The organism is Larkinella sp. C7, from assembly GCF_006149005.1.
Classification (GTDB): Bacteria; Bacteroidota; Bacteroidia; order Cytophagales; family Spirosomataceae; genus Larkinella.
This window is the reverse complement of sequence record NZ_VBSL01000002.1, coordinates 277,803-298,807: the sequence shown is the minus strand read 5'-3', so window position 1 is coordinate 298,807 and position 21,005 is coordinate 277,803. Positions and strand designations below refer to the sequence as shown.

The window sequence follows — 21,005 nt, the reverse complement described above, 5'->3', positions numbered from 1 at the left end:
GAAAACCGTAAACCAATTTGCAAAATTACGATGCGTTGCTTCACAATACTTGTTTGGCTAATCATGTTTTCGGTTTCGGCCAGCCTGGCGCAATCCTGGGCCAAATTGATGAAGAGTCATACGACGGACTTCGTGATCAAAGCGTTTGACGAACAGACGAAAGCCGAGGTTCCGGCTGCTTACCAGGTGCAGGCGGTTCTTTCGAAAAAGAAATTCAGTGGACGAAGCCAGCCGGGGCGGGCGTTTGCTTTTACGCTGGGGCGGAGCGATACTGTCATTATCAACACGACGGCCAAAGGCTATTATGCGATGGAGGAAGTGCTGTTTGTGCCTTGTGATACCTGCGCGAATTATGAACACCTTGCGTTGATGGAGAAAGTGGGCGTGACCAACACCGCACAAGCCGACAGCATTTTCCGTGATTTGAAAGTCAATGACAAAATCCGGCTCGATAATGTGTATTTCGACCAGAGCAGTTACATCCTGCGGAAAGAATCGTATCCGCAATTGGACATGCTGCTGAACACGCTGAAAAGTTACCCAAAACTGGTCATCGAAATTGCGGGACATACCGACAACGTGGGCGACCGCCGACTGAACCAGTCTCTTTCCGAAAACCGGGCGCGGGTTATCACCAACTACCTCATTCAGCGGGGAATTCCCGAAAACCGCCTTCAATATCAGGGCTACGGGGACAACCGCCCGGCTGCGCCCAACGACAATGAAGCCAATAAGAAACTAAACCGGCGCGTCGAATTTACGGTTTTGAAATTGTAACCTTTGCCACCGCGGTCAGGGTCTGCGCCCACAACGGTGGCCCGACGCTGACAGGGTGAGGCATTTTTTTAGAAAAAATACGTTATCAAGGTAGAAACCATCTGACTGCTGACTCTACTGATGCGCTACTTTGTTCGTGAAGATTCAATCGTTCGAAAAATCTGGGGAGATGCGGATGTAATTCTGCTCATTTTTGCGGGTGGAGCCGCCGAGTTTGCCTTGAATCGGGCCGTCGACTGGCTGTTTTATACCGGAAAGCTCCCCGCTGATCCGATTGGCCGGTTATTTTCGACGGTCAAATATGCCCAGGAAATTGTGTTCATGCCGAATGAAAGAGCCGTGGCGGCCATCAACCGGATGCGGACGATTCACGGGGGCGTCGAAAAAAGCCGGGGTTACCAGATTCCGGACTGGGCCTACCGCGACGTCCTGTACATGCTGATCGATTATTCCGAACGGGCTTTCCAACTGCTGCACCGCCCGTTGACCAATCCCGAACGCGAAGAACTGTACGACACCTTCCGGCGGGTAGGCGAGGGCATGGGCGTTCCGAAGATTCCGCAGAATTATGCCGACTGGCAAATCGACCGGCAGCTTCATCTGGACCGGGATTTGGCGCATAGCCCGTTTACCGACAAACTCTTTGAACGGTATCGGGAAGAGTTGGGAAACTGGCGGTATGGTTTGCTGTTGCAGGCGCAATCGTTGCTGGTGCCCAAACCGGTTCAGGAACGACTCTCCTTGCCGGATCGGCCTGTCCTGGCATCGATGCTGTGGCTTTACAAAGTTCTAGAGCGGTTACAGTTGCGGTCGCTTACCCAACGGATTTTGCTGCCCCCAGCCTATCTGAAGCAGGTGCGGGAACTGGACCGGGAACCGGTGTGATTACTTTTTTCGGGAATAAATCGTTTCGGTGGCTTTCGCTTCGTCGCCCGCCGGTGAAATATTATATGCCGTGATGACGATTTGATCGGGATTGATTACTTCAATTTCGGTTCGCCAGCCCCATTGCTGCCCTTCGGCACCGTAGCCACCCAGCACATTGACATGTGAACCGGTTTTTTCGGCCTGGGAGAACATGATCGCCGTTCCCATGTGGAAGCTGTCGATCCAGGCGCTCTGAAATTTCCCGCTGCCGAGGTCATGTCCGTAGAGTGCAATTCCCTCAAACGGTTCGCCACTCAAACGGCCCTGGTATTCGTGGAGTATAAACCGTCCGCCCAGAACCGGTCGAATGGTGCCCTTCATGGGTGACTCGTCCGCCAGTTGATCGGCTTCAAACCAGGTTTTGGTCAAGCCTTCCCATTCCCCGGTTAAGGAAGCTAACTGGTAGTGAGCACCGGTTTCTTTCGATGTTTCGAATTTTTCATTCATGGTTATTTAAACTTCGTTATTCAACATTCGTTATTCATGATTCGCTATTTAACACTTCGTTATCTATTGTCTATCAGTGATGTATGTTATTCAAATATCGAATACTGAATAACGAATATTGAACAAAAGCGGACTATTTCGGCCACTGGGTTTCAATTCCCTGACTCCGCACATGCTTCTGAAACTCCTCCAGCAGCGGTTTTTGCTCCCGAACTGCCCGGGGAATCACGTTTTTACCGAGCGAGAAAGCAACCAGTTGACCGACGGCTTCGCCAATGCTCCACTCCACCGGATGGAGCCGGTAACAACCGTTGGTAATGTGCGTCGTGCCGATGTTTTTGTTGGCGGGTAACAGGTTTTCCATTCGTTGGGGAAGTAAAGCGCCCAATGGAATCTGGAACGGCAGCGAACCGAAATCGATGTAATTATTGCCCCGGCTGCTGGGGTGAAGGTCGATGTGGTAGTAGCCGGTGCCCACACTGTCGTAAAAATCAGCCGCCGTGTTGCCGGTTTTTTGTCCGGTAATCAACGCCCGGTTGGCCGCGCCGACGTGTTCTTCCAGCACCGTAAAAACCGCCTTGATCCGGCGCGATTCCCGGACGTACGGATATTTCGCCATGCCATCTTCCGTGCCCATGATGTCGGGACGAAGCCGCAAACCGGGCCAGCCCTGACCGCCGTCGGGCCGGGGCGCTTCGGTCTGGAGCCAGTAGAAAAGCGACAGGCTAAGCTGCTTGCCACCCTCGACGTGCTTTTTGAATTCCTTTTCGCTGACGCCTGCCAGGTTACCCAGAAAATAATCGTTTTGCGGCCAGTTGACGACCGTAATATCACTGAGAAAAGTGCCCGGTTTAAAATTGTTTTTGTTGATCAGTCGGCGGTAATTCCACAGATTAAGCGCCGAGCCGGTTGCAATGCCTTCGGGGTGAAAGCCTAGCTTTTTGGGTTCCAGCGTCGAAGGGTTCGAGTAGGAGAGATCCAGCAGTTTACCCGACCAGGCGGGCGTTAGTTTCGGAACCAGATTCTGCCAAAAAGCGTAGTCTTTCGGCTTTTCGATCAGGTGTTCCGTTTTCTTTTTATTGATCTCGGGAACGTAATCCATCGCAAAACAGACCGTAAACGATTGTTGGTTGTTCGGGTCGGCTTTTTCGGGCGCGTGTAATTCGCCGGTTTCTTTTTTCGACTCTGTACCGGTAACGAATTCAGTACCGGTCAGCGGCAGTAAATCTCCCAGCTCGGTGGCGTCGACGAAATACGGAGCCGTCAGCACCACTTCTTTTCCACTGCGGTAACTAAGTGCTTTCAAAGCCCGAACCCGGTCGCCCGACGTGTCGGCCCCCGTGATTCTGTGTTCCAGCAACACGATCAACTGCTGCGAACTCTGGTACGGAGCCAGCATGTCCTGCAAAACCGCCACGGCCACCCGGGGTTCGTGGCACAGCCGCGAAACCGCACCGTCGCCCGGATTGAGGTGTTTGCGGTTTTTGGCTTCGTCGGTCAGCGGATAATTCCGGATGTAATAGTCGCGAACGGCGGTACGGAAGGTCCGGTAAAGCTGCGTAGCACCGTGGGTTTCGATCCACTGGTGTTCGTCGGGCGGCACGCCCTGCTGCGAAATCTGTCCGCCAATCCAATCGGTTTCTTCCGTCAGAATAACCCGTAAATTGTTCCGAAGAGCCGCCAAAGCGGCCGCGCAACCGCCTAATCCGCCACCGGCGACAACTACATCGGCCGAAATTTCGTTACTATTTTTAGATGGGGCAGACCAGCCTGATGGTGACGGTACCGGAGTTGAGGGGGCAAAAGAAGATGAAGCGGCCGCCGTTAGACCACCAACTGCAACTGTTTCAATGAAATTCCTTCTATTCATAGGGAGGATAACCGGAAAAGTCGGGATGAACCATTATTTGGCGGCAATTTGCAAATCAAAGCGGATAAGTGGAAACTTCGCCTTAGATTAACCAACTTTCCCCGCTTTCTTCTAATTTTGAACACTCGAAGCAGAACTACTGATATACTTGCACAAAACCGCATATGGCAGAATTAATCCGAATGCCCAAGATGAGCGACACCATGACCGAAGGTGTCATCGCTGAATGGCATAAGAAAGTAGGCGACACCGTCAAGTCGGGCGACGTGCTGGCCGAGGTCGAAACCGATAAGGCGACGATGGATCTGGAGGCTTACGACGAAGGGACGTTGTTATACATTGGCGTTGAAAAAGGCCAGTCTGTACCGATCGACGGCATTCTGGCCGTGGTAGGAAAGTCCGGTGAAGATTTCAAGGCCTTGCTGGATGGCAATGGCTCCTCCAACGGTTCTGCGGAACCAAAGGCCGAAGCGCCCGCCGAAAAGACCGCACCTGCGCCCGCTACCAACGGAACGGAACAACCAGCCCCCAAAGCCCCTGCGGCTCCGGCCGCCAACATCAATGCGTCGATCATCCGGATGCCGAAGATGAGCGATACGATGACCGAAGGAACGATTGTGGCCTGGCATAAAAAAGAAGGAGATACCGTGAAATCGGGCGATGTGCTGGCCGAAGTTGAAACCGACAAGGCAACGATGGATCTGGAAGCCTACGAAGAAGGAACCCTGTTGTACATTGGTGCGAAAGAAGGAACGGCGGTGGCCGTCGATGACGTGATTGCGGTCGTTGGCGAAAAAGGTGCCGATTTCCAGGCCCTGCTGCAAGGTGGTGGACAACCCGCTGCGGCTGCTCCGGAACCGGAAGCGCCCAAAGCCGAAGCCCAACCGGCGGCTGCTCCCGCCGAAACATCGACTGGCAACGGACACGATAGCCGGGTGCTGGCTTCTCCGCTGGCCAAGACCATTGCCAAAGAAAAAGGCGTTGATCTGGCGAAGGTGCAGGGCTCTGGCCCCGACGGACGCATTGTAAAACGCGATGTCGAAACCTTCCAGCCTGCTGCTCAACCGGCTCCGGCACAAGCGGCTCCGGCTCCGGCTGCCAAACCGGCTGCTCCCGCTGCGCAAACCGCACCGGCCGCTCAGGAAGGCGGTTACGAAGACATTCCGTTGAGCCAGATGCGGAAAACCATCGCCCGCCGGTTGTCGGAAAGCCTGTTTACCGCGCCACATTTCTACCTGACCATGGAAATCAACATGGACAAGGCGATGGATCTGCGCGGCAAAGTCAACGAGGTGAGCCCGGTGAAAGTGTCGTTCAACGATTTTGTGTTGAAGGCCGCAGCCCTGGCGCTGAAAAAACATCCGGCAGTGAATTCCTCGTGGCTGGGCGACAAAATCCGGCGGTATTCGTACGTCAACATTGGCGTTGCGGTGGCCGTCGATGAAGGGTTGCTGGTACCGGTGATTCGCAACGCGGATCAGAAAACGCTGTCGACCATTGCCGCCGAGGTGAAAGACCTGGCTGGCAAGGCGAAAGATAAAAAACTCCAGCCGAAAGACTGGGAAGGCAGCACCTTCTCCATTTCCAACCTGGGAATGTTCGGCATCGACGAATTTACGGCGATCATTAACCCGCCCGATTCCTGTATTCTGGCGATTGGTTCGATCAAGCAGACCGTCAAGTTTGAAGGGGAAGTGGCCAAGCCCACCAATATCATGAAAGTGACCCTTTCGTGTGACCACCGCTCCGTCGATGGCGCAACGGGCGCGTCGTTCCTCCAGACGTTCAAGGGTCTGTTGGAAAATCCGTTCGGGATGCTGGTGTAAAACGGGTTTATGGTTTACAGTTTACGGTTTATGGTTTAGGCATCCTTTCCCGACTAGACACCATAAACTGTAAACTATAAACCATAAACTGAAAAAATCGAATGCAAAAAATACACGCCACAACCGTCATTGGCATTCTGCACAATGGCGAGATTGCGCTCGGAGCCGACGGCCAGGCCACGATGGGCAATACCATTGCCAAAAGTAACGTTCGGAAAGTACGCAGCCTGATGAACGGCAAGGTGCTGGCCGGTTTTGCCGGTTCCACCGCCGATGCCTTTACGCTGATCGAACGATTTGAAGAAAAACTCAATGCCTACGGTGGCAACCTGAAACGGGCGGCCATCGAACTGGCCAAGGACTGGCGAACCGACCGGTATTTGCGGAAACTCGAGGCCATGTTGATCGTTGCCTCCAAAGACGACCTGCTGGTTATTTCCGGAACCGGTGATGTGCTGGAACCGGATAACCAGATTGCCGCCATCGGCTCCGGCAGCATGTATGCCCAGTCGGCGGCCATCGCCCTGAAAAAACACGCTTCCCAATTGACGGCGGAAGAAATGGTACGGGAAAGCCTGCACATCGCGGCTGATATTTGCATTTACACCAACCACAATCTGGTGGTTGAAACGATTCGGTAATTATCTGGTTTAGGTTTACGGTTGATGGTTTACGGTTGGCTGACGCAAGCCTTTATTGAGTGCGTCAGCCAACCGTAAACCATCAACCGTAAACTGAAAACCGTAAACCGTAAACAGACCAACTGTCTATGAAAGGTTTGCGTGCTGTTTTGCCCAAAGCAGTGAGAAAGCGGATCACCTTCGGTTTCGGTACGGCCTTGTTGCTGATTGCCTTGGGGTTCGGGCTGACCTTGTACAGTTACAATCAATACCGGAAAGCCAGCGACCGGATTGAACACAGTCAGCAGGTTACCAACCGGCTGGGGCGAATCCTGTCGTTGATTACGGACGTCGAAACCGGGGAAAGAGGGTACCTGGCTTCTTCCGGGGACGGAATTTACCTCGAAGCCTTCGACGTGGCCGTGCCGCAGTTTACACCGGAGCTGAACGAAATTCGCCGTCTCGTTGCGGACAACCCGCAGCAACTCCGGAATGTCGATACCCTGTCGAAACGGATCGATACCAAAATAGCGACGGCCTACCAGCAGGTCGATGCCGTTAAAAAGAAGTTGCCGATTTCCATTGCGCGGACGTATATGCTACTGGGGAAATCCCGCATGGATCGGGTTCGCCAATTGCTGAAAACCATGAATGAAATCGAGCAGGCCCGGTTTGAAACCTACTCTGAAGCCGCCGAGCATTCGTTTCGCAATACGCTGATTATTATTTTTACGTTGTCGCTTCTGACATTCGTAACGCTGATTGTTTCGTATAACCTGCTTGAGAATGAGCTGAATACCCGGCAGAAAACGGAAGATCAACTGCGGGCTTATGAAGACGAATTGCAGGATAAAATTCAGTTGCTGGAAATCTCGAACGAAGAACTGGAACGGTTTGCCTTTGTGGCTTCCCACGACATGCAGGAGCCGCTGCGGAAAATTCAGTCGTTTGGCTATTTGCTGCGCGACCGGTACGAAGAAGGGCTGACGCCGGAAGGGGTGATGTATCTGAACAAGATTCTGCAATCGGCCGAGCGGATGTCGAAAATGATCAAGGACCTGCTTAACTTTTCCCGAATCTCCAGCAAAAAAGAACCGTTTCGGATGGTGCGACTGGCCGATGTGGTGCAGGGCGTTCTGTCGGATCAGGAACTGAAAATAAAAGCTGCGGAGGCCGTCTTTCACATCGAAAAACTGGCCGTGATTGAAGCCGTTCAGAGCCAGATGGACCACCTTTTTTCCAATCTGATTTCGAACGCACTAAAGTTTACGCAGCCCGGCAAGGCCCCGGTTATTACGATCAAGGGGGCGGCCGTGGATGGCGATAGGTACCCCGAACTTATTCCCGGAAAAAAATATTACCAAATTACGGTTGCCGACAACGGGATCGGTTTTAATGAAAAATACATCGACCATATTTTTAAAATCTTCCAGCGCCTGCACGGAAAAAGCACCTACGAGGGAACCGGAATCGGGCTGGCCATTTGCAAGCGCATCGTTACCAATCACAAGGGCCTGATTACCGCCCAAAGCCAGCCCGGTGTGGGCACGACCTTTATTATTCTATTACCCGAAAAGCAGACGCAGTCTATTCATGACAATGCAACAACCCACGAAACCAGTACATATACTATTGGCTGATGACGACGAAGACGATCGGTTTTTGACGCGCGAAGCCTTTCGTCAGCAGTTTCCGGTGACCGAAATGAATGTTGTTGAGGATGGGGAAGAACTGATGGAATTTTTACGTCGGACGGGCCGCTACGAGTCGTCGAGTCATTCGCTGCCGGAGTTGATTTTGCTGGACTTGAACATGCCCCGGAAAGATGGCCGCGAGGCTTTGCAGGAGATTAAATCAGACCGTGAACTCCGGCACATTCCCGTCGTGATTCTGACGACTTCCGACGCCGGTATCGATATTGACAATTCCTACCTGTGGGGTGCCAACAGCTTCATTACCAAGCCGTCTTCTTTCAAGACCTTGATGGACATTACGCAAACCATCGGTGACTACTGGTTCAATGTCGTGAAAGTAAGCGGCCGGAATTAGAAAAAACCGGCGTTATTCATTGACTTTCAGGTTTGTCAACTGGGCCATGATCTGTTCCAGATACCCCATGACGCCCTTCAGGGAACCGGGGTTGTATTTATTCACCAGAATCGTAAAACTCAGCAGTTCACCGTCGGCAGAGGTGGCATACCCGGCATAGGCCCGTACCCCCTCGATGGTTCCGCTTTTGGCCCGCACGTTCCCGACGGCGGGTGTGCCGCGTGCCAGGCTTTTGACCGTTCCCGACTCGCCCACCACGGGAATGCTGTCGTAGAACGGAAGAAAACTTTTCTCCTTCGACATGGCGGCCAGAATGCCGGAAAGGTTTGCCGCCGTCAGCGCCCCAACCGGCGACAAACCGCTGCCGTCTTTGGGTCGAAAACCGCTCAGGTCGACGCCCTTGCCCTGCCAGAACCGGGTTAGTTGCTGAACGGCCTGTTCGGTGTTAACCGGCGCTTTCGCCAGTGCATTGCCCGCCAGAATCAGCAGCGATTCAGCGTACAGATTGATGCTCTGGTGGTTAGTGAGTCGGGCAATTTCGGAGAGCGGTACCGATGTATGGAGGTGCAAGGGTTGGCGTTTGGTAGCGGGGGTGATCGGCGGTGTTCCGGCTACGACCGGCGCTCCGATCCGGCCGGGGCCGATGGATTGGGGCAGGCTGTTGACGAATATACCGGCTCGCGTTAGCTGGTCATGCAGGGCGAAAGCCGTAAAAAAGGCCGGATCGGGCAGGGAGCCTTTCACACCAAACTCATTGACACCCGTTGGCACCGTTCCCTCCAGAAAAACCTGGGATGAAGGCGGAGCGTTGTAGATAATCACTTCGTCGCCCGAGCCTGCGGGGCCGGTTCGGACGTTGTTCTGAAGCTGCAGAAACGGTGTAGCGGGCTCCGTGCGCAGGAGCCCGGCGGGTTGACCCACGGTTTTGGCGGGTTTAAAAACCGCCCGGTACAAGTTCTCATTAAAGTTTAGCCCGGAGATGCCAGCCCCGTAGTAATTGCCAATGTCGCCCCACACCCAGGTGTCCGGCACTGGCAGCGACTGAATGACCGTGGCATCGCCAATGACCGAACCCCGGATTTGTTTGATGCCGGCACCCTGCACCATTTCCCGCCAGGTGCGGAGAAGGGTGGGGGCATCCGCAAATTCGGCGAAGCGGTTGCTGCCCAGCGTCGGATCACCGGAACCCCGGATGTAGAGATTTCCGGTCAGAATGCTATCCCGGATAGAACCGTCTGTTTCCAGAACCGTGCGAAAGGTGTAATTGTCACCCAGGACGGCCAGCGCCGTCGCCGTTGTAACCAGTTTGAGCGTAGAGGCTGAAGGGAGACTGAGCTGGGCGTTCACATCCAGCAACGCCACGCCATCGCGGACCCGGCGCACCGAAACGGCGGCTGTTCCGTTGCGGACAAACGGGCTGGTTTTCAGTTGATTGACCGTTGTTTGAAGCCGTTGCAGGGCCAGCGAATCCGTTGCCGGGTGGGCCTGACAAAACGAAAGGATAACAAAAAAATAACCTATTAGTAATGGTGTATACCGATGCATGGAAATAAAAATAGGGAACACACGGCCAGTTGTTGCCATGAACTGGAAAAAGAAAGACCTTTTTGTTCGTTCGGTCGGTGTGCCGATTCCTGATAGTTTATGAAAGCGGATTTCAGTAATATTGCAAAAATAGCCAGAATTTATAGCCCTTTTCTGTTGTTCTACCGAAATAAAACTAGTTGTAGCTTCCTTTGAAACTGCAGGATCGTGAGAATCAGTCGCAAAGGCATTAACCGAATCGAATGAAGTTAACATTTTGGGGGGCGACCCGTCAGGTAACCGGTAGCATGTTTCTCCTGGAGACAGAGGACCAATACCGAATATTGATTGATTGCGGGGCTGACATGGATAAAAAAACCGCCTTGAACGGCAACGGTCAGGATGAAGAATCTCCGAAATCGGTTGCCGGTTTTTTTCCGTTTGAAGCGTCCTCGATCAACGTTGTTTTGCTGACCCACGCCCACATGGATCACAGCGGTAATCTTCCCAACCTGTACCGGGAAGGCTATGAAGGTCAGATTTTGTGTACAGATCCTACGTATTCATTAACCAACCTGCTGCTTCAGGACGCAGCTTCGCTCAACCACCGGCGGCTGAACGAAATGGGGAAAAGCAAAAAACAGAAGGTCCGGAAAAAAATGGCGAGCCTGCAAAAGGATTTATTTCTGGAAAAGCAGGTGCGGGAATCCATGGACAACGTGGTTCCGATTCAGTATAACCGGAAGTTCCGGCTCGGCGACAGCATCGATGTGACCTTTGTACCGGCCGGCCATTTGCTCGGAGCGGCTCATATCATCATCAACGTTTACGAAAACGGCGAGAAAAAAAGCCTTTGCTTTTCGGGTGACATCGGTCGTAAAAACTACCCGCTGCTGGGCGATCCGGAACCGATTCCGCAGGTCGATTACCTGATTTGCGAGTCGACCTACGGAAACCGGCTGCACCTCAACAGCGAAACCCCGGAAGCCATGCTGGCCGATGTGATCAAGCGGACGTGCATCGATATTCCGGGGCGGCTGATCATCCCGTCGTTCTCGGTGGGCCGGACGCAGGCGCTGCTCTACACGCTCAACCGCTTGTATACCGAACAGGGTTTCCCGCCAATTAAAGTCTTCTCCGACAGTCCGTTGGCTCTGGAAAGTACGAAAGTTTACCAGAAGAACCTGCGGTTGCTGAACAAGGAAGCGAAGGCTTACCAGGAAGAAAATGAATCGTTGTTCGACTTTGTCAATTTCGAATACCTCGAAAGCTCGAAAGCCAGTCGCGAAGTCTCGAACTACAACCAGCCCTGCATCATCATTTCGTCGTCGGGCATGGTTCAGGGCGGGCGCGTGGAACAACACGTGGCGGCCAACATCAGCAATCCGTATTGCACCATCCTGATCATTGGATATTGTGCCGAAGGAACCCTCGGCTGGCGGTTGCTGAACGGGCAACCGACCATTTCGATCAAGGACAAGGAGGAGCCGGTTTTGGCGAAGGTCGAACGGACCGACGTGTTCAGTGGTCACGGCGACCGCGATGATCTGGTGCGGTTTGTCAAACACCAATCGCCCGAAAAGCTGAAAAAAGTGTTTCTGGTCCACGGCGAATTTACCAGCATGTCGGCTTTTCAGCAGACGCTGGCGGACGAAGGATTTACCAATGTGGAGATTCCGACCAAAGGCCAGACGTATGAGTTATAAGCGCGAAAGGTTGCTGAACCGGATTTTCCGCTAACTTTGCCAATCGAAAAAGCTGCCCCGTCCGTTTCCGGTTTTTGTTTCGAATCAAGTATAACCGGATGACGACACCTTAAATGGGCAGCAGACAACCTATTCTTGAATGAGGACGTATTTGGACTTCGAAAAACCTATAGCCGATTTAGAAGTACGACTGGTCGAAATGAAGAAACTGGCCGAAACCAGTAACGTAGATGTTACTGGTGCTGTAGCGTCGCTGGAAATCAGTATTGAAAAACTCCGCAAGGAAATTTTTGAGAACCTTACCCGCTGGCAGCGCGTCCAACTTTCCCGCCATCCCGACCGGCCCTACACGCTCGATTACATTTCCCTGATGGGCGATCAGTTTGTTGAACTGCATGGTGATCGAACCGTTCGGGATGACCCCGCGATGGTCGGCGGTTTTGTCGAAATGGATGGCCAGACGGTTATGCTGATCGGTCAGCAGAAAGGGCGAAACACCAAGCAGCGCCAGCAGCGCAACTTTGGCATGGCCAACCCGGAAGGGTACCGAAAAGCCCTTCGGCTGATGAAACTGGCCGAGAAATTCAATAAACCCATCGTGACGATGATCGACACGCCGGGTGCTTATCCGGGGCTGGAGGCTGAAGAACGGGGGCAGGGCGAAGCCATTGCGCGCAACCTCAAGGAAATGTTCATGCTTCAGGTACCGGTGATCTGCATCGTGATTGGCGAAGGAGCCTCGGGCGGTGCGCTGGGAATCGGCATTGGCGACCGGGTTCTGATGCTCGAAAACACCTGGTATTCGGTAATTTCGCCCGAAAACTGCTCGACCATTCTCTGGCGTAGCTGGGATTATAAGGAGCAGGCGGCCGAAGCCATGAAACTGTCGGCGCGGGATATGGAAAAAAACAAACTCGTGGACGGCATCATCGAGGAGCCAGAAGGAGGAGCCCATACCGACCACGCCGAAATGGCCCGACGAATCAAAAAAACCATTCTGGAGAAAATTGAGGAACTCAACCAGTTTACGCCCGAAGAACGCATCGATCAGCGCATCGAGAAGTTCTGCTCGATGGGGGTTGTGGTCGAATAATGGTAAATTCTATGGCAGGTGTTTTAAAACCAGGTATTAAAAATATCATTTTCGACCTCGGCGACGTCATTATTCCCATCGATCTGCGTGCACCCATCCGGAATTTCGCTTCGCTTTCGGGTATGAGTGAAGAGGCTGTGGAATCACTCTGGAAGGAGCATGGGCTGACGATGCACTACGAAACCGGGTTGATCGACGATGCCGGTTTTCGGCAGCACGTCCGCGACCTGCTCAAAAATGACAGTTGGGCCGACGAGGTGATCGATACCGCCTGGAACACGGTTTTGCTCGATTTGCCCGTTGAACGGGTCGATCGCATCCGGGAACTGCACGGAAAATACCGGCTGTTTCTGTTGAGCAACACCAGTGCCATTCACATTCAGGGCGTCAACAAAATCTTCATGGAGTTGGGGCAGCCGTCGCTGGAAGAACTTTTTGAGCGGGTCTACTACTCCTACGAGGTGAAAATGGCCAAACCGTCGCCCGAAATTTACCGGCATGTGCTGACTACCTCCGGGCTGGTGGCCGAAGAAACCCTGTTTTTAGATGACAATCCGCACAACATTCGCTCGGCGGCTGAGTTAGGTATCCATGCTGTGCAGGTGCAACCGCCCCTGTCGATTCTTGATTATCTTCGCGATGAATCCACCAACGAGGACATACCTCATTCAAGCTAGCCTTTTTGTTCTTACCCTGATTTCAACAACTGCGGCTGGTGCAGAATGGATGTATGGCCGTTCTTTTCTGGATCCGAAACACGGTATTGGCTGGCCGGAATTCTGGGACGGTCTTCATTATTCAATTCCGTTTCTGGCCATTCTGACGGTTCACGAATTCGGGCATTTTTTTATGGCCCGCTACCACCACGTTCGGGTCACCTTGCCTTACTACATTCCGATGTGGTTCGGTTTCGGGCAAACGCTCGGTACGCTGGGGGCTTTTATCCGGATTCAGGATTTCATCAACAGCCGCAAAAAATTCTTCGATATTGGCATTGCCGGGCCGTTGGCGGGGTTTGTGCTGGCACTCATCGTTCTCTGGTACGGTTTTACGCATTTGCCGCCACCGGAACACATCTTTTCGATTCACCCCGAGTACCAGAAATACGGATTGGCTTTCGGTCAATACGTCTATAAAAACCTGCCGCCCGAGAGTGCGATTCAGTTGGGGGATAACCTCTTGTTCTGGTTTTTTAAAACCTACGTTGCCGACCCGGCCCGTTTGCCCCATCCCTACGAAATGATCCATTATCCGTATCTGATGGCGGGTTATTTTGCCCTGTTTTTTACCTCACTCAACCTGATTCCAATTGGTCAACTGGACGGTGGTCACGTGCTTTACAGCCTGATTGGCCGCCGGGCGTTTCGGATGATTGCCCCGGTTTTGCTGGTGGGCTTTGCGTTTTATGCCGGATTGGGCTTCATCAAACCCTCCGATTTCATCGTCGCCAACGACGGCGTTTTTACCAACGAACTGGGTTATCTGGTGTTGTATGTTATCGGATTGTTTGTCAGTTTTCAGAGTATCAGCGAAAACCGGATGACAGCCCTGACGCTGGCGCTGAGTGTGGTGGCTGGTCAGTTTTTAATCTCGTTCTTCTTTCCGGCGGTCGAAGGCTATCCCGGTTTTCTGTTATTTATTCTGATTCTGGGGCGGTTCCTGGGCGTTTACCACCCCGATACGGAGGACGATCAGCCGTTGGGGGCCGGTCGGGTGGTGCTGGGCTGGCTCGCTTTGCTCATTTTCGTCCTGTGCTTTAGCCCCAAACCGTTTGTTTTTTCTTAAAATTACCGCCGTCAACAGGGACGGTTTCAGAGGATATGTTTAGCGCACTGGCCCGGTGGCTCTATAAAGTAGCCGGTTGGAAACTTCTCGGCGTGGTTCCGGATCTTCCCAAAGCAATTTGGGTCCTGGCTCCACACAACACCAACTGGGATTTTCCGGTGGGCGTGGGAGCGCGGGCGACAACGCGCGTCTGGATTCAGTATCTGGCTAAAAAAGAATTGTTTACGTGGTATGCCGGCTGGTTTTTCCGGCTTCTGGGAGGCAAACCCGTCAACCGGAGCCGGGCCAACAACCTGGTGGATGCGATTGTGGATGTCTTCATTCAAAACGAGTACCTGCACATCTGCATTCCTCCCGAAGGCACCCGCAGCGATGTGGAGCGGCTCAAAACCGGCTTTTACTACATTGCCCTGAAGGCTGACGTTCCCATCATTCTCACCGGAATCGACTACCCCCGGAAAGCCGTTGTACTGAGCGAACCCCTTTACATGACTGGCGACTACCAGAAAGACATGCGGCCGGTTTATGAATTTTTCAGTCAGATTCAGGGCAAGAAAAAAGAATGGCTGAAACGGTACGAACAGACCGGCTTAATTTCGTAAATACCTCACCATCAGTTCCCCCGCGCGATCCGACGCACCCGGCCCGCCCACTTTCTCCCGCAATTCCGCGTAATCAGCCCGTTGCCGCTCGTGATCCGATCCGCCGGGGAGAATTTTCGTCAGTTCGTCAACCAGACGTTCCGTGGTCACCTCATGTTGCTTCAATTCCTTGACGGCTTCCCGACCCAGAATGAGGTTGACCAGCGAAATAAATGGCACCGCAATGAGCCGACTGGCAACCTGAAAAGTCACCCACGACATTTTGTAACAAACCACTTCGGGCACATTCAGCAGGGCGGTTTCCAGCGTGGCCGTTCCTGAAGTAACCAAAGCGGCCTCTGCAACGGCCAGCAGATCGTAGGCTGCGTCGGTGACCACTGGTAAATCCGGCGTATTTTTCAGCAAGGTTTCGTAGAGGGATTTCGGCAGATTGCTAACGCCGGAAACCACAAACTGGTGGTTGGGGAAGTGCCGGACGGTTTCCAGCATGGCGGGCAACAGCAGCGACACTTCCTGGTGGCGGCTACCGGGCAGAAGGGCAATGATTGGTTTACCGCCCAACTGGTTCTTTTCCCGAAAAACCGGGTCGGGCCGGAAGGCGGCAATGGCGTCCATCAGGGGATTGCCGACGTAATCGACCGGGTAGGCATATTGCTGGTAAAATGGCACTTCGAACGGGAAAATGACAAAAAGCCGGTCGACCACCGCCTTGATTTTTAGGGCTCGTTTCTGGTTCCAGGCCCACACTTTGGGCGAGATGTAATAGAAAACCGGAATCCCGTGTTTTTTGGCAAAACCGGCCATTCGCAGATTAAAGCCAGCGTAGTCGATCAGAATCAGAACATCAGGGCGGGTTTCAAGCAGGTCCCGCTGGCAATCGCGCAGGTTTTTTCGGATGGTTCCCAGGTTTTGAACCACTTCGAGAAAGCCCATGAAAGCCATCGAGCGATAGTGCCGCACGAGCGTGGCCCCGGCTTCTTCCATTTGCTCACCACCCCAGGCCCGAAAGCGGGCATCCGGATCGTGGTGATGAATGGCTTTGATCAGATTGCCGCCGTGGAGGTCGCCGGAGCGCTCTCCGGCAATGAGGTAGTACGTCATCGGTTATTCCCCATAATAATCCACGTAATTTTTCGGGGTCTCGTATAAGCGGATGCGGTGAAGCCGGGCTTCGGAAATTTGACCCAGGGCGCGATCCAGAATTTTCCAGATTTCAACGATAAAGATCTCACAACTAGCCATTTTGCCCTGCATGAAATCGACATCCAGGTTAAGGTTTTTGTGATCGACTTTATCGATCACTTCGGTTTTCACCAGATCGCCCAGCACTTTCAGGTCGATCACGAAGCCTGTGTCGGGATTGGGTTCGCCTTTGACGGTTACAATTAACTCAAAGTTGTGACCATGTCCGTTCACATTGGCACACGGACCAAATACTTCTTTATTCTTCTCGTCAGACCAGGCCGGGTTAAATAAGCGGTGGGCTGCGTTAAAATGCTCTTTTCTGCTAATATATACCATTATTCACCATCGCCGGGGCGATTCGTCGTTTCGGGTAGGTTTTTACCACCACTTGATTTGATTGCAAAATTACGGCCTTCGGAGCGTTAATAAAAATCCAAATTTTGATCGACTGCGCTTCCGTATTGGTGAACAAACCAGAGCGGTTTCACGGGCATTCAGGAAAATCAATATTGGAATAATTCTATTTTTTCATCAAAACGTGGATTGGTTGGTGTAGTGAATTATCCTAACTTTACACCCTATTTAAGATGTTAACACGTAATTTTAATCTAACCTAAAACAATCGTTGCTCAATTTCTACGGAGTATGATCATTGTTACGGGCGCTACAGGCTTCATCGGAAGCTGCCTGATTTCAAGACTGAATCAGGAAAATTTCAATGCTATCATTGCTGTGGATGATTTTTCACGGGAAGACAAGCTGGCCAATCTGGAAGAAAAACGCATTCTTGAACGGGTCGACCGGGAAGAGTTTTTCGACTGGCTGGACAATAACTACCACGAGATTGAATTTTTATTCCACATCGGTGCCCGAACCGACACGACGGAGTTCGACCGCAGTATTTTCGAACACCTCAATGTCGAGTATTCCAAGAAAATCTGGCAGAAATGCATCGAATACCAGATTCCGCTGGTCTATGCATCCTCGGCGGCTACCTACGGGCTGGGTGAATTGGGTTACGATGACAATGAATCTCTTATTCCGCAGCTAAAACCGCTCAATCCCTACGGCGACTCCAAAAACGAGTTTGATATGTGGGTTTTGGAACAGGAAAAACACCCGTTTTTCTGGGCCGGTTTGAAGTTCTTCAACGTCTACGGACCGAACGAATACCACAAAAGCCGCATGGCTTCCGTCATCTACCACGCCTTTTGCCAGATTCAGCAAAAAGGTTCGATGAAATTGTTTCGGTCGCACCATCCGAATTTCGCAGACGGTGAACAGATGCGCGATTTCATTTATGTGAAGGACGTGGTGGAGGTCTGCATGTTTTTGATGCACCACCGCCGGAACTCCGGCATCTACAACCTCGGCAGCGGCAAAGCCCGAACCTTCCTGGATTTAGCCAACAATACCTTTCAGGCCATGGGCGTGACGCCCCAGATTGAGTTCATCGATACACCCGAAGACATCCGTGATAAGTACCAGTATTATACGCAGGCCACGATGAGCAAACTGCGCTCCATCGGGTATTCCCAACCGTTTCGATCGCTGGAAGCCGGTATTGAGGATTACGTGAAAAATTACCTGGGGCCGGGAAAATACCTCTAAGGTTTCCACGGTTGGAAAACCGTGGAAACTGCCCATCTACTGCCAGATAATTTCGACTACTTCCTTCTTTAAATCCACCGTGGTCCGTTTTTCGTCGTGATTCCGGCGCAGGAGAATCGCGCCGTTCTGAACCCGCATCGATTCCTGTTGCAGAACGCGGGTATCATCTTTTTTGTGGAAAACCGACACCGACACATCGGCATAGTCGGGCAGCGGCAGCGAATACGTTTTGCCCGTTACTTTGATGGATTTTGCCGAAGCGGCCAACGTCTGCCCCTTGGCCATCGCCAGCGCGCGAGAAGCCTGCGGGACTCCATAGCCGATGTAATTGTTGCCATAGGGATAGAGGTGCGATGATTTTTCGATAATGGCAATCAGTTCTTTGTTGGTCAGCTTCGGATTGGCCTGCATCAGACAGGCCGCAAATCCGGTGATGACCGGAGCCGAAAGCGAGGTGCCGTACAGCGAAAAACAGGATACGTTCGGTTTCAGATAGGGGAGGAATTCCGGGCCGATGCTGCTGTAGCCAATGCGGTTCCAGACCTTGTTGTTGGTGGCTCCCACGGCCAGCACGCCCTGCGCGTCGGCCGGGGTGGAAATGATGCGCCAGGAGCGGTCGTCACCTTCATTACCGGCGGATACGATGACCAGAATCCCTTTCTTGTCGGCGGCCAGTTGGGCGGCTTTGCTGATCAGGCTCGTGTGGCCGTCCATCTGGTTCGGCTGGTAGTTTTCCTTGGGGTTCGTAAAGCCTTTGGCATAGCCCAGCGAGGTGTTGATAATGCGCACGCCCAGGCTGTCCATCCACTCCATCGCAGCAATCCAGTTGTCTTCTTCGCCCCGAAACTCGCGGGCACCGTGGTCGGTGCGGGCGAGGTAGAAGGTGGCATCGGTAGCTAAACCGTACTGAATATTTTCGTTGGGATCGTGGCCCGAAATGGCCGCCATCACTTCCGTGCCGTGGAAGTCGGAGAGGGTTTCGAGCGATCCGAAAAACGCGTTGCGCGGACGACTGGTATTTACATAGTCGCGCACTTCCCGGATCCCGTTTCGCTGAAAAATGTGTTTCAAGGCACTGGCGGAATCCGCGCCAAAATATCCCGCATCAATCACACCAATGGTCACATTCTTCGCCGTCATCCCGGCGCGGCCGAACACCTCCGCCTGAATTTGCGACATCACCGGTGCCATCAATACTTTTGTAATGTCGTGCTCGAGGCTGTTGATGACAATGTGCTGATCGATGGGAACAAGGTCCTTCACAAACGACAAGGCCTTCACTTGTTGCGCCTGTCCGGCGGTCAGTTCGGCCGAAACCGCGTTGAGCCAGCGCGAGCGGAAGAGCGGCCGAACGCCCTGGTGGGTGAGGGCCTGCAAGTAGGCCGGGTTGAGCGGCAGGTCCGTTTCGTCGACGGAGAGCCCCATCGACTGGCGATTGGAAAGGGTGAGGGGAGAAAGCGACGGTTTTCCGGCAGAAGGCTTGTCCTTCAGGGTGATCCAGTATTTGGATTGGGCGTTTGTGATACCGGCTCCGAAGAACGTGATCCCAAAAAGAAGCGCAACAATTTTTTTCATTGAAACGAAAGCATCAATTTTAGGCATTAATATACAAAATGATATTGATATTACCGAATTGGGCGATTTGAAACCTTACTCCGCATGAAGTATACACCCATCAGCAACGAATTGTTTATCCGAAACCGCCGACGGCTGGCGGAAGTATTGAAACCCAAGTCTGTCGTTGTTTTAAACGCCAACGACATCATGCCGACCAATGCCGACGGCACGATGGGTTTCCGGCAGAATAACGACCTCTTTTACCTGTCCGGCGTCGACCAGGAGGAAACCATTCTGGTGTTGTTTCCCGATCATCCGGACGAGAAGTTTCGCGAAGTGCTGTTTCTGCGCGAAACCAGCGAACTGATTGAAATCTGGGAAGGGCACAAGCTGACCAAGGAAGAAGCGGAGCAAACCTCGGGCATTTCCCGGAAGTCCGTTTTCTGGACGCATGAATTCGACCGTGTGTTTATCCAGATGGTTTTTGAGGCTGAACACATTTATCTGAACACCAACGAACACACCCGGAACTCGTCGGAGGTGGAAAGCCGTGAAGCCCGGGGCATCCGCCAGTTTCGGGAAAAATACCCGCTTCACCGGTATGAACGTCTGGCGCCGTTGATGCATTTTCTTCGGGCGATCAAACAGCCGGAGGAAGTGGCCTTGCTCAGCGAAGCAATCCGGATTACGGAAGCCGGTTTTCGGCGGTTGTTGCCTTTCATCAAACCCGGTGTGTGGGAATACGAAATTGAAGCCGAACTGCTCCACGAATTTGTCCGGCAACGGTCGCAGGGGTTTGCCTACACGCCAATCATTGCATCCGGGGCCAGTGCCTGCGTGCTGCATTACATCGAAAACAACCGCCCGTGTAAAGATGGTGAGATCATCCTGCTGGATGTGGCCGCTGAATACGCAAATTACAACGCCGACCTGACGCGCAGCCTGCCGGTGAACGGGCGGTTTACGGAGCGGCAGAAAGCCGTTTATCAGGCGGTGCTGCACGTGATGAAGGAAGCGAAAAAACTGCTGGTGCCGGGCAATGTCTGGGACGATTACCACAAGGAAGTCGGCCGCATCATGGAGTCGCAATTGATCGGGCTGGGTTTGCTGGACCGGCAGGAGGTGGCAAAACAGGACCCGGACAATCCGCTGTACCGCCAGTATTTCATGCACGGAACTTCCCACTTCCTGGGCCTGGATGTGCATGATGTGGGTAACAAATACCGCAAATTCGAAGCCGGAATGGTATTTACCTGCGAACCGGGCATCTATATACGCAAAGAAGGTTTGGGCATCCGGCTGGAGAACAATCTTCTGATAACGGAAACCGGGAACATCGACCTGATGGATTCGATTCCAATCGAAATCGAAGAAATTGAGGATTTGATGCACCAAAAACCTTGACACGTCCTGACTTTCGCACCGC

Annotated in this window: 19 protein-coding genes; 13 read left to right on the top strand and 6 right to left on the bottom strand. The window is 52.8% G+C overall.

Annotated features, from left to right (window positions below):
• The first annotated feature begins 63 nt into the window (after nt 1-63).
• Nucleotides 64-777, top strand: coding sequence for an OmpA family protein (locus tag FH871_RS06385; protein WP_229317098.1), 714 nt, complete (start codon nt 64-66; stop codon nt 775-777).
• Nucleotides 778-897: 120 nt separating this feature from the next.
• Nucleotides 898-1,662 carry an oxygenase MpaB family protein gene (locus FH871_RS06380; protein ID WP_138990504.1) on the top strand — a complete coding sequence of 255 codons (765 nt, stop codon included), beginning with the start codon at nt 898-900 and terminating at the stop codon, nt 1,660-1,662.
• On the opposite strand, the gene FH871_RS06375 is transcribed toward FH871_RS06380, so the two are convergent.
• Together FH871_RS06375 and FH871_RS06370 are read right to left on the bottom strand one after the other, a co-directional pair.
• Entirely contained in the window at nt 1,663-2,151 is a 489-nt protein-coding gene (locus FH871_RS06375; protein ID WP_138990503.1) for a DUF1579 domain-containing protein, read from the bottom strand.
• 133 nt (nt 2,152-2,284) lie between these two features.
• Nucleotides 2,285-4,021 carry an FAD-dependent oxidoreductase gene (locus FH871_RS06370; protein WP_138990502.1) on the bottom strand — a complete coding sequence of 579 codons (1,737 nt, stop codon included), beginning with the start codon at nt 4,019-4,021 and terminating at the stop codon, nt 2,285-2,287.
• 164 nt (nt 4,022-4,185) lie between these two features.
• On the opposite strand from FH871_RS06370, the gene FH871_RS06365 reads away from it, so the two are divergent.
• From FH871_RS06365 to FH871_RS06350, 4 genes are all read left to right on the top strand, one after another.
• Nucleotides 4,186-5,847: a pyruvate dehydrogenase complex dihydrolipoamide acetyltransferase gene (locus FH871_RS06365; RefSeq protein WP_138990501.1), complete on the top strand. Its 1,662-nt coding sequence runs from the start codon at nt 4,186-4,188 to the stop codon at nt 5,845-5,847.
• Between the two features lie 101 nt (nt 5,848-5,948).
• On the top strand, nt 5,949-6,488 hold the full coding sequence (gene hslV, locus FH871_RS06360; protein ID WP_114404681.1) for an ATP-dependent protease subunit HslV: 540 nt from the start codon (nt 5,949-5,951) through the stop codon (nt 6,486-6,488).
• A 128-nt stretch (nt 6,489-6,616) separates the two neighbouring features.
• Nucleotides 6,617-8,107, top strand: a complete 1,491-nt coding sequence (locus FH871_RS06355; protein ID WP_171062774.1) for a CHASE3 domain-containing protein — start codon at nt 6,617-6,619, stop codon at nt 8,105-8,107.
• Complete coding sequence (locus FH871_RS06350) at nt 8,100-8,516, top strand: response regulator (RefSeq protein ID WP_306439229.1); 417 nt, start codon at nt 8,100-8,102, stop codon at nt 8,514-8,516. Before FH871_RS06355 ends, FH871_RS06350 begins: the two co-directional genes overlap by 8 nt.
• Nucleotides 8,517-8,528: 12 nt before the next feature.
• Here the strand turns inward: FH871_RS06350 and dacB are convergent, their stop codons facing one another.
• A complete protein-coding gene (gene dacB / locus FH871_RS06345) occupies nt 8,529-10,061 on the bottom strand; it encodes a D-alanyl-D-alanine carboxypeptidase/D-alanyl-D-alanine-endopeptidase (protein WP_171062773.1) in 1,533 nt (510 codons plus the stop codon).
• A 242-nt stretch (nt 10,062-10,303) separates the two neighbouring features.
• On the opposite strand from dacB, the gene FH871_RS06340 reads away from it, so the two are divergent.
• The 5 genes from FH871_RS06340 (at nt 10,304) to FH871_RS06320 (ending at nt 15,226) form a co-directional block, all read left to right on the top strand.
• Entirely contained in the window at nt 10,304-11,746 is a 1,443-nt protein-coding gene (locus FH871_RS06340; RefSeq protein ID WP_138990498.1) for an MBL fold metallo-hydrolase RNA specificity domain-containing protein, read from the top strand.
• 139 nt (nt 11,747-11,885) lie between these two features.
• Nucleotides 11,886-12,839, top strand: a complete 954-nt coding sequence (locus FH871_RS06335; RefSeq protein ID WP_114404686.1) for an acetyl-CoA carboxylase carboxyltransferase subunit alpha — start codon at nt 11,886-11,888, stop codon at nt 12,837-12,839.
• A gap of 11 nt (nt 12,840-12,850) precedes the next feature.
• Entirely contained in the window at nt 12,851-13,516 is a 666-nt protein-coding gene (locus FH871_RS06330; RefSeq protein ID WP_138990497.1) for an HAD family phosphatase, read from the top strand.
• The gene (locus tag FH871_RS06325) at nt 13,479-14,624 is read left to right on the top strand and encodes a site-2 protease family protein (protein WP_138990496.1); all 1,146 of its coding nucleotides are present in this window, start codon (nt 13,479-13,481) and stop codon (nt 14,622-14,624) included. The genes FH871_RS06330 and FH871_RS06325 overlap by 38 nt, the downstream gene beginning before the upstream one ends.
• Nucleotides 14,625-14,659: 35 nt before the next feature.
• A complete protein-coding gene (locus tag FH871_RS06320) occupies nt 14,660-15,226 on the top strand; it encodes a 1-acyl-sn-glycerol-3-phosphate acyltransferase (protein WP_138990495.1) in 567 nt (188 codons plus the stop codon).
• On the opposite strand, the gene lpxB is transcribed toward FH871_RS06320, so the two are convergent.
• Together lpxB and FH871_RS06310 are read right to left on the bottom strand one after the other, a co-directional pair.
• Entirely contained in the window at nt 15,215-16,327 is a 1,113-nt protein-coding gene (gene lpxB, locus FH871_RS06315) for a lipid-A-disaccharide synthase (protein ID WP_138990494.1), read from the bottom strand. The two genes, FH871_RS06320 and lpxB, sit on opposite strands and share 12 nt — an antisense overlap.
• Before the next feature lie 3 nt (nt 16,328-16,330).
• Nucleotides 16,331-16,747 carry a 6-carboxytetrahydropterin synthase gene (locus tag FH871_RS06310; RefSeq protein WP_138990493.1) on the bottom strand — a complete coding sequence of 139 codons (417 nt, stop codon included), beginning with the start codon at nt 16,745-16,747 and terminating at the stop codon, nt 16,331-16,333.
• Between the two features lie 309 nt (nt 16,748-17,056).
• On the opposite strand from FH871_RS06310, the gene rfaD reads away from it, so the two are divergent.
• Complete coding sequence (gene rfaD / locus FH871_RS06305; RefSeq protein WP_138990492.1) at nt 17,057-18,022, top strand: ADP-glyceromanno-heptose 6-epimerase; 966 nt, start codon at nt 17,057-17,059, stop codon at nt 18,020-18,022.
• Nucleotides 18,023-18,058: 36 nt separating this feature from the next.
• On the opposite strand, the gene FH871_RS06300 is transcribed toward rfaD, so the two are convergent.
• Nucleotides 18,059-19,597 (bottom strand): S8 family serine peptidase, encoded by a 1,539-nt coding sequence (locus FH871_RS06300; RefSeq protein ID WP_138990491.1) that lies wholly within the window; start codon nt 19,595-19,597, stop codon nt 18,059-18,061.
• A gap of 84 nt (nt 19,598-19,681) precedes the next feature.
• Here FH871_RS06300 and FH871_RS06295 point away from each other — a divergent pair, with 84 nt between their 5' ends.
• Nucleotides 19,682-20,983 carry an aminopeptidase P N-terminal domain-containing protein gene (locus FH871_RS06295; protein WP_138990490.1) on the top strand — a complete coding sequence of 434 codons (1,302 nt, stop codon included), beginning with the start codon at nt 19,682-19,684 and terminating at the stop codon, nt 20,981-20,983.
• Nucleotides 20,984-21,005: the final 22 nt, after the last annotated feature.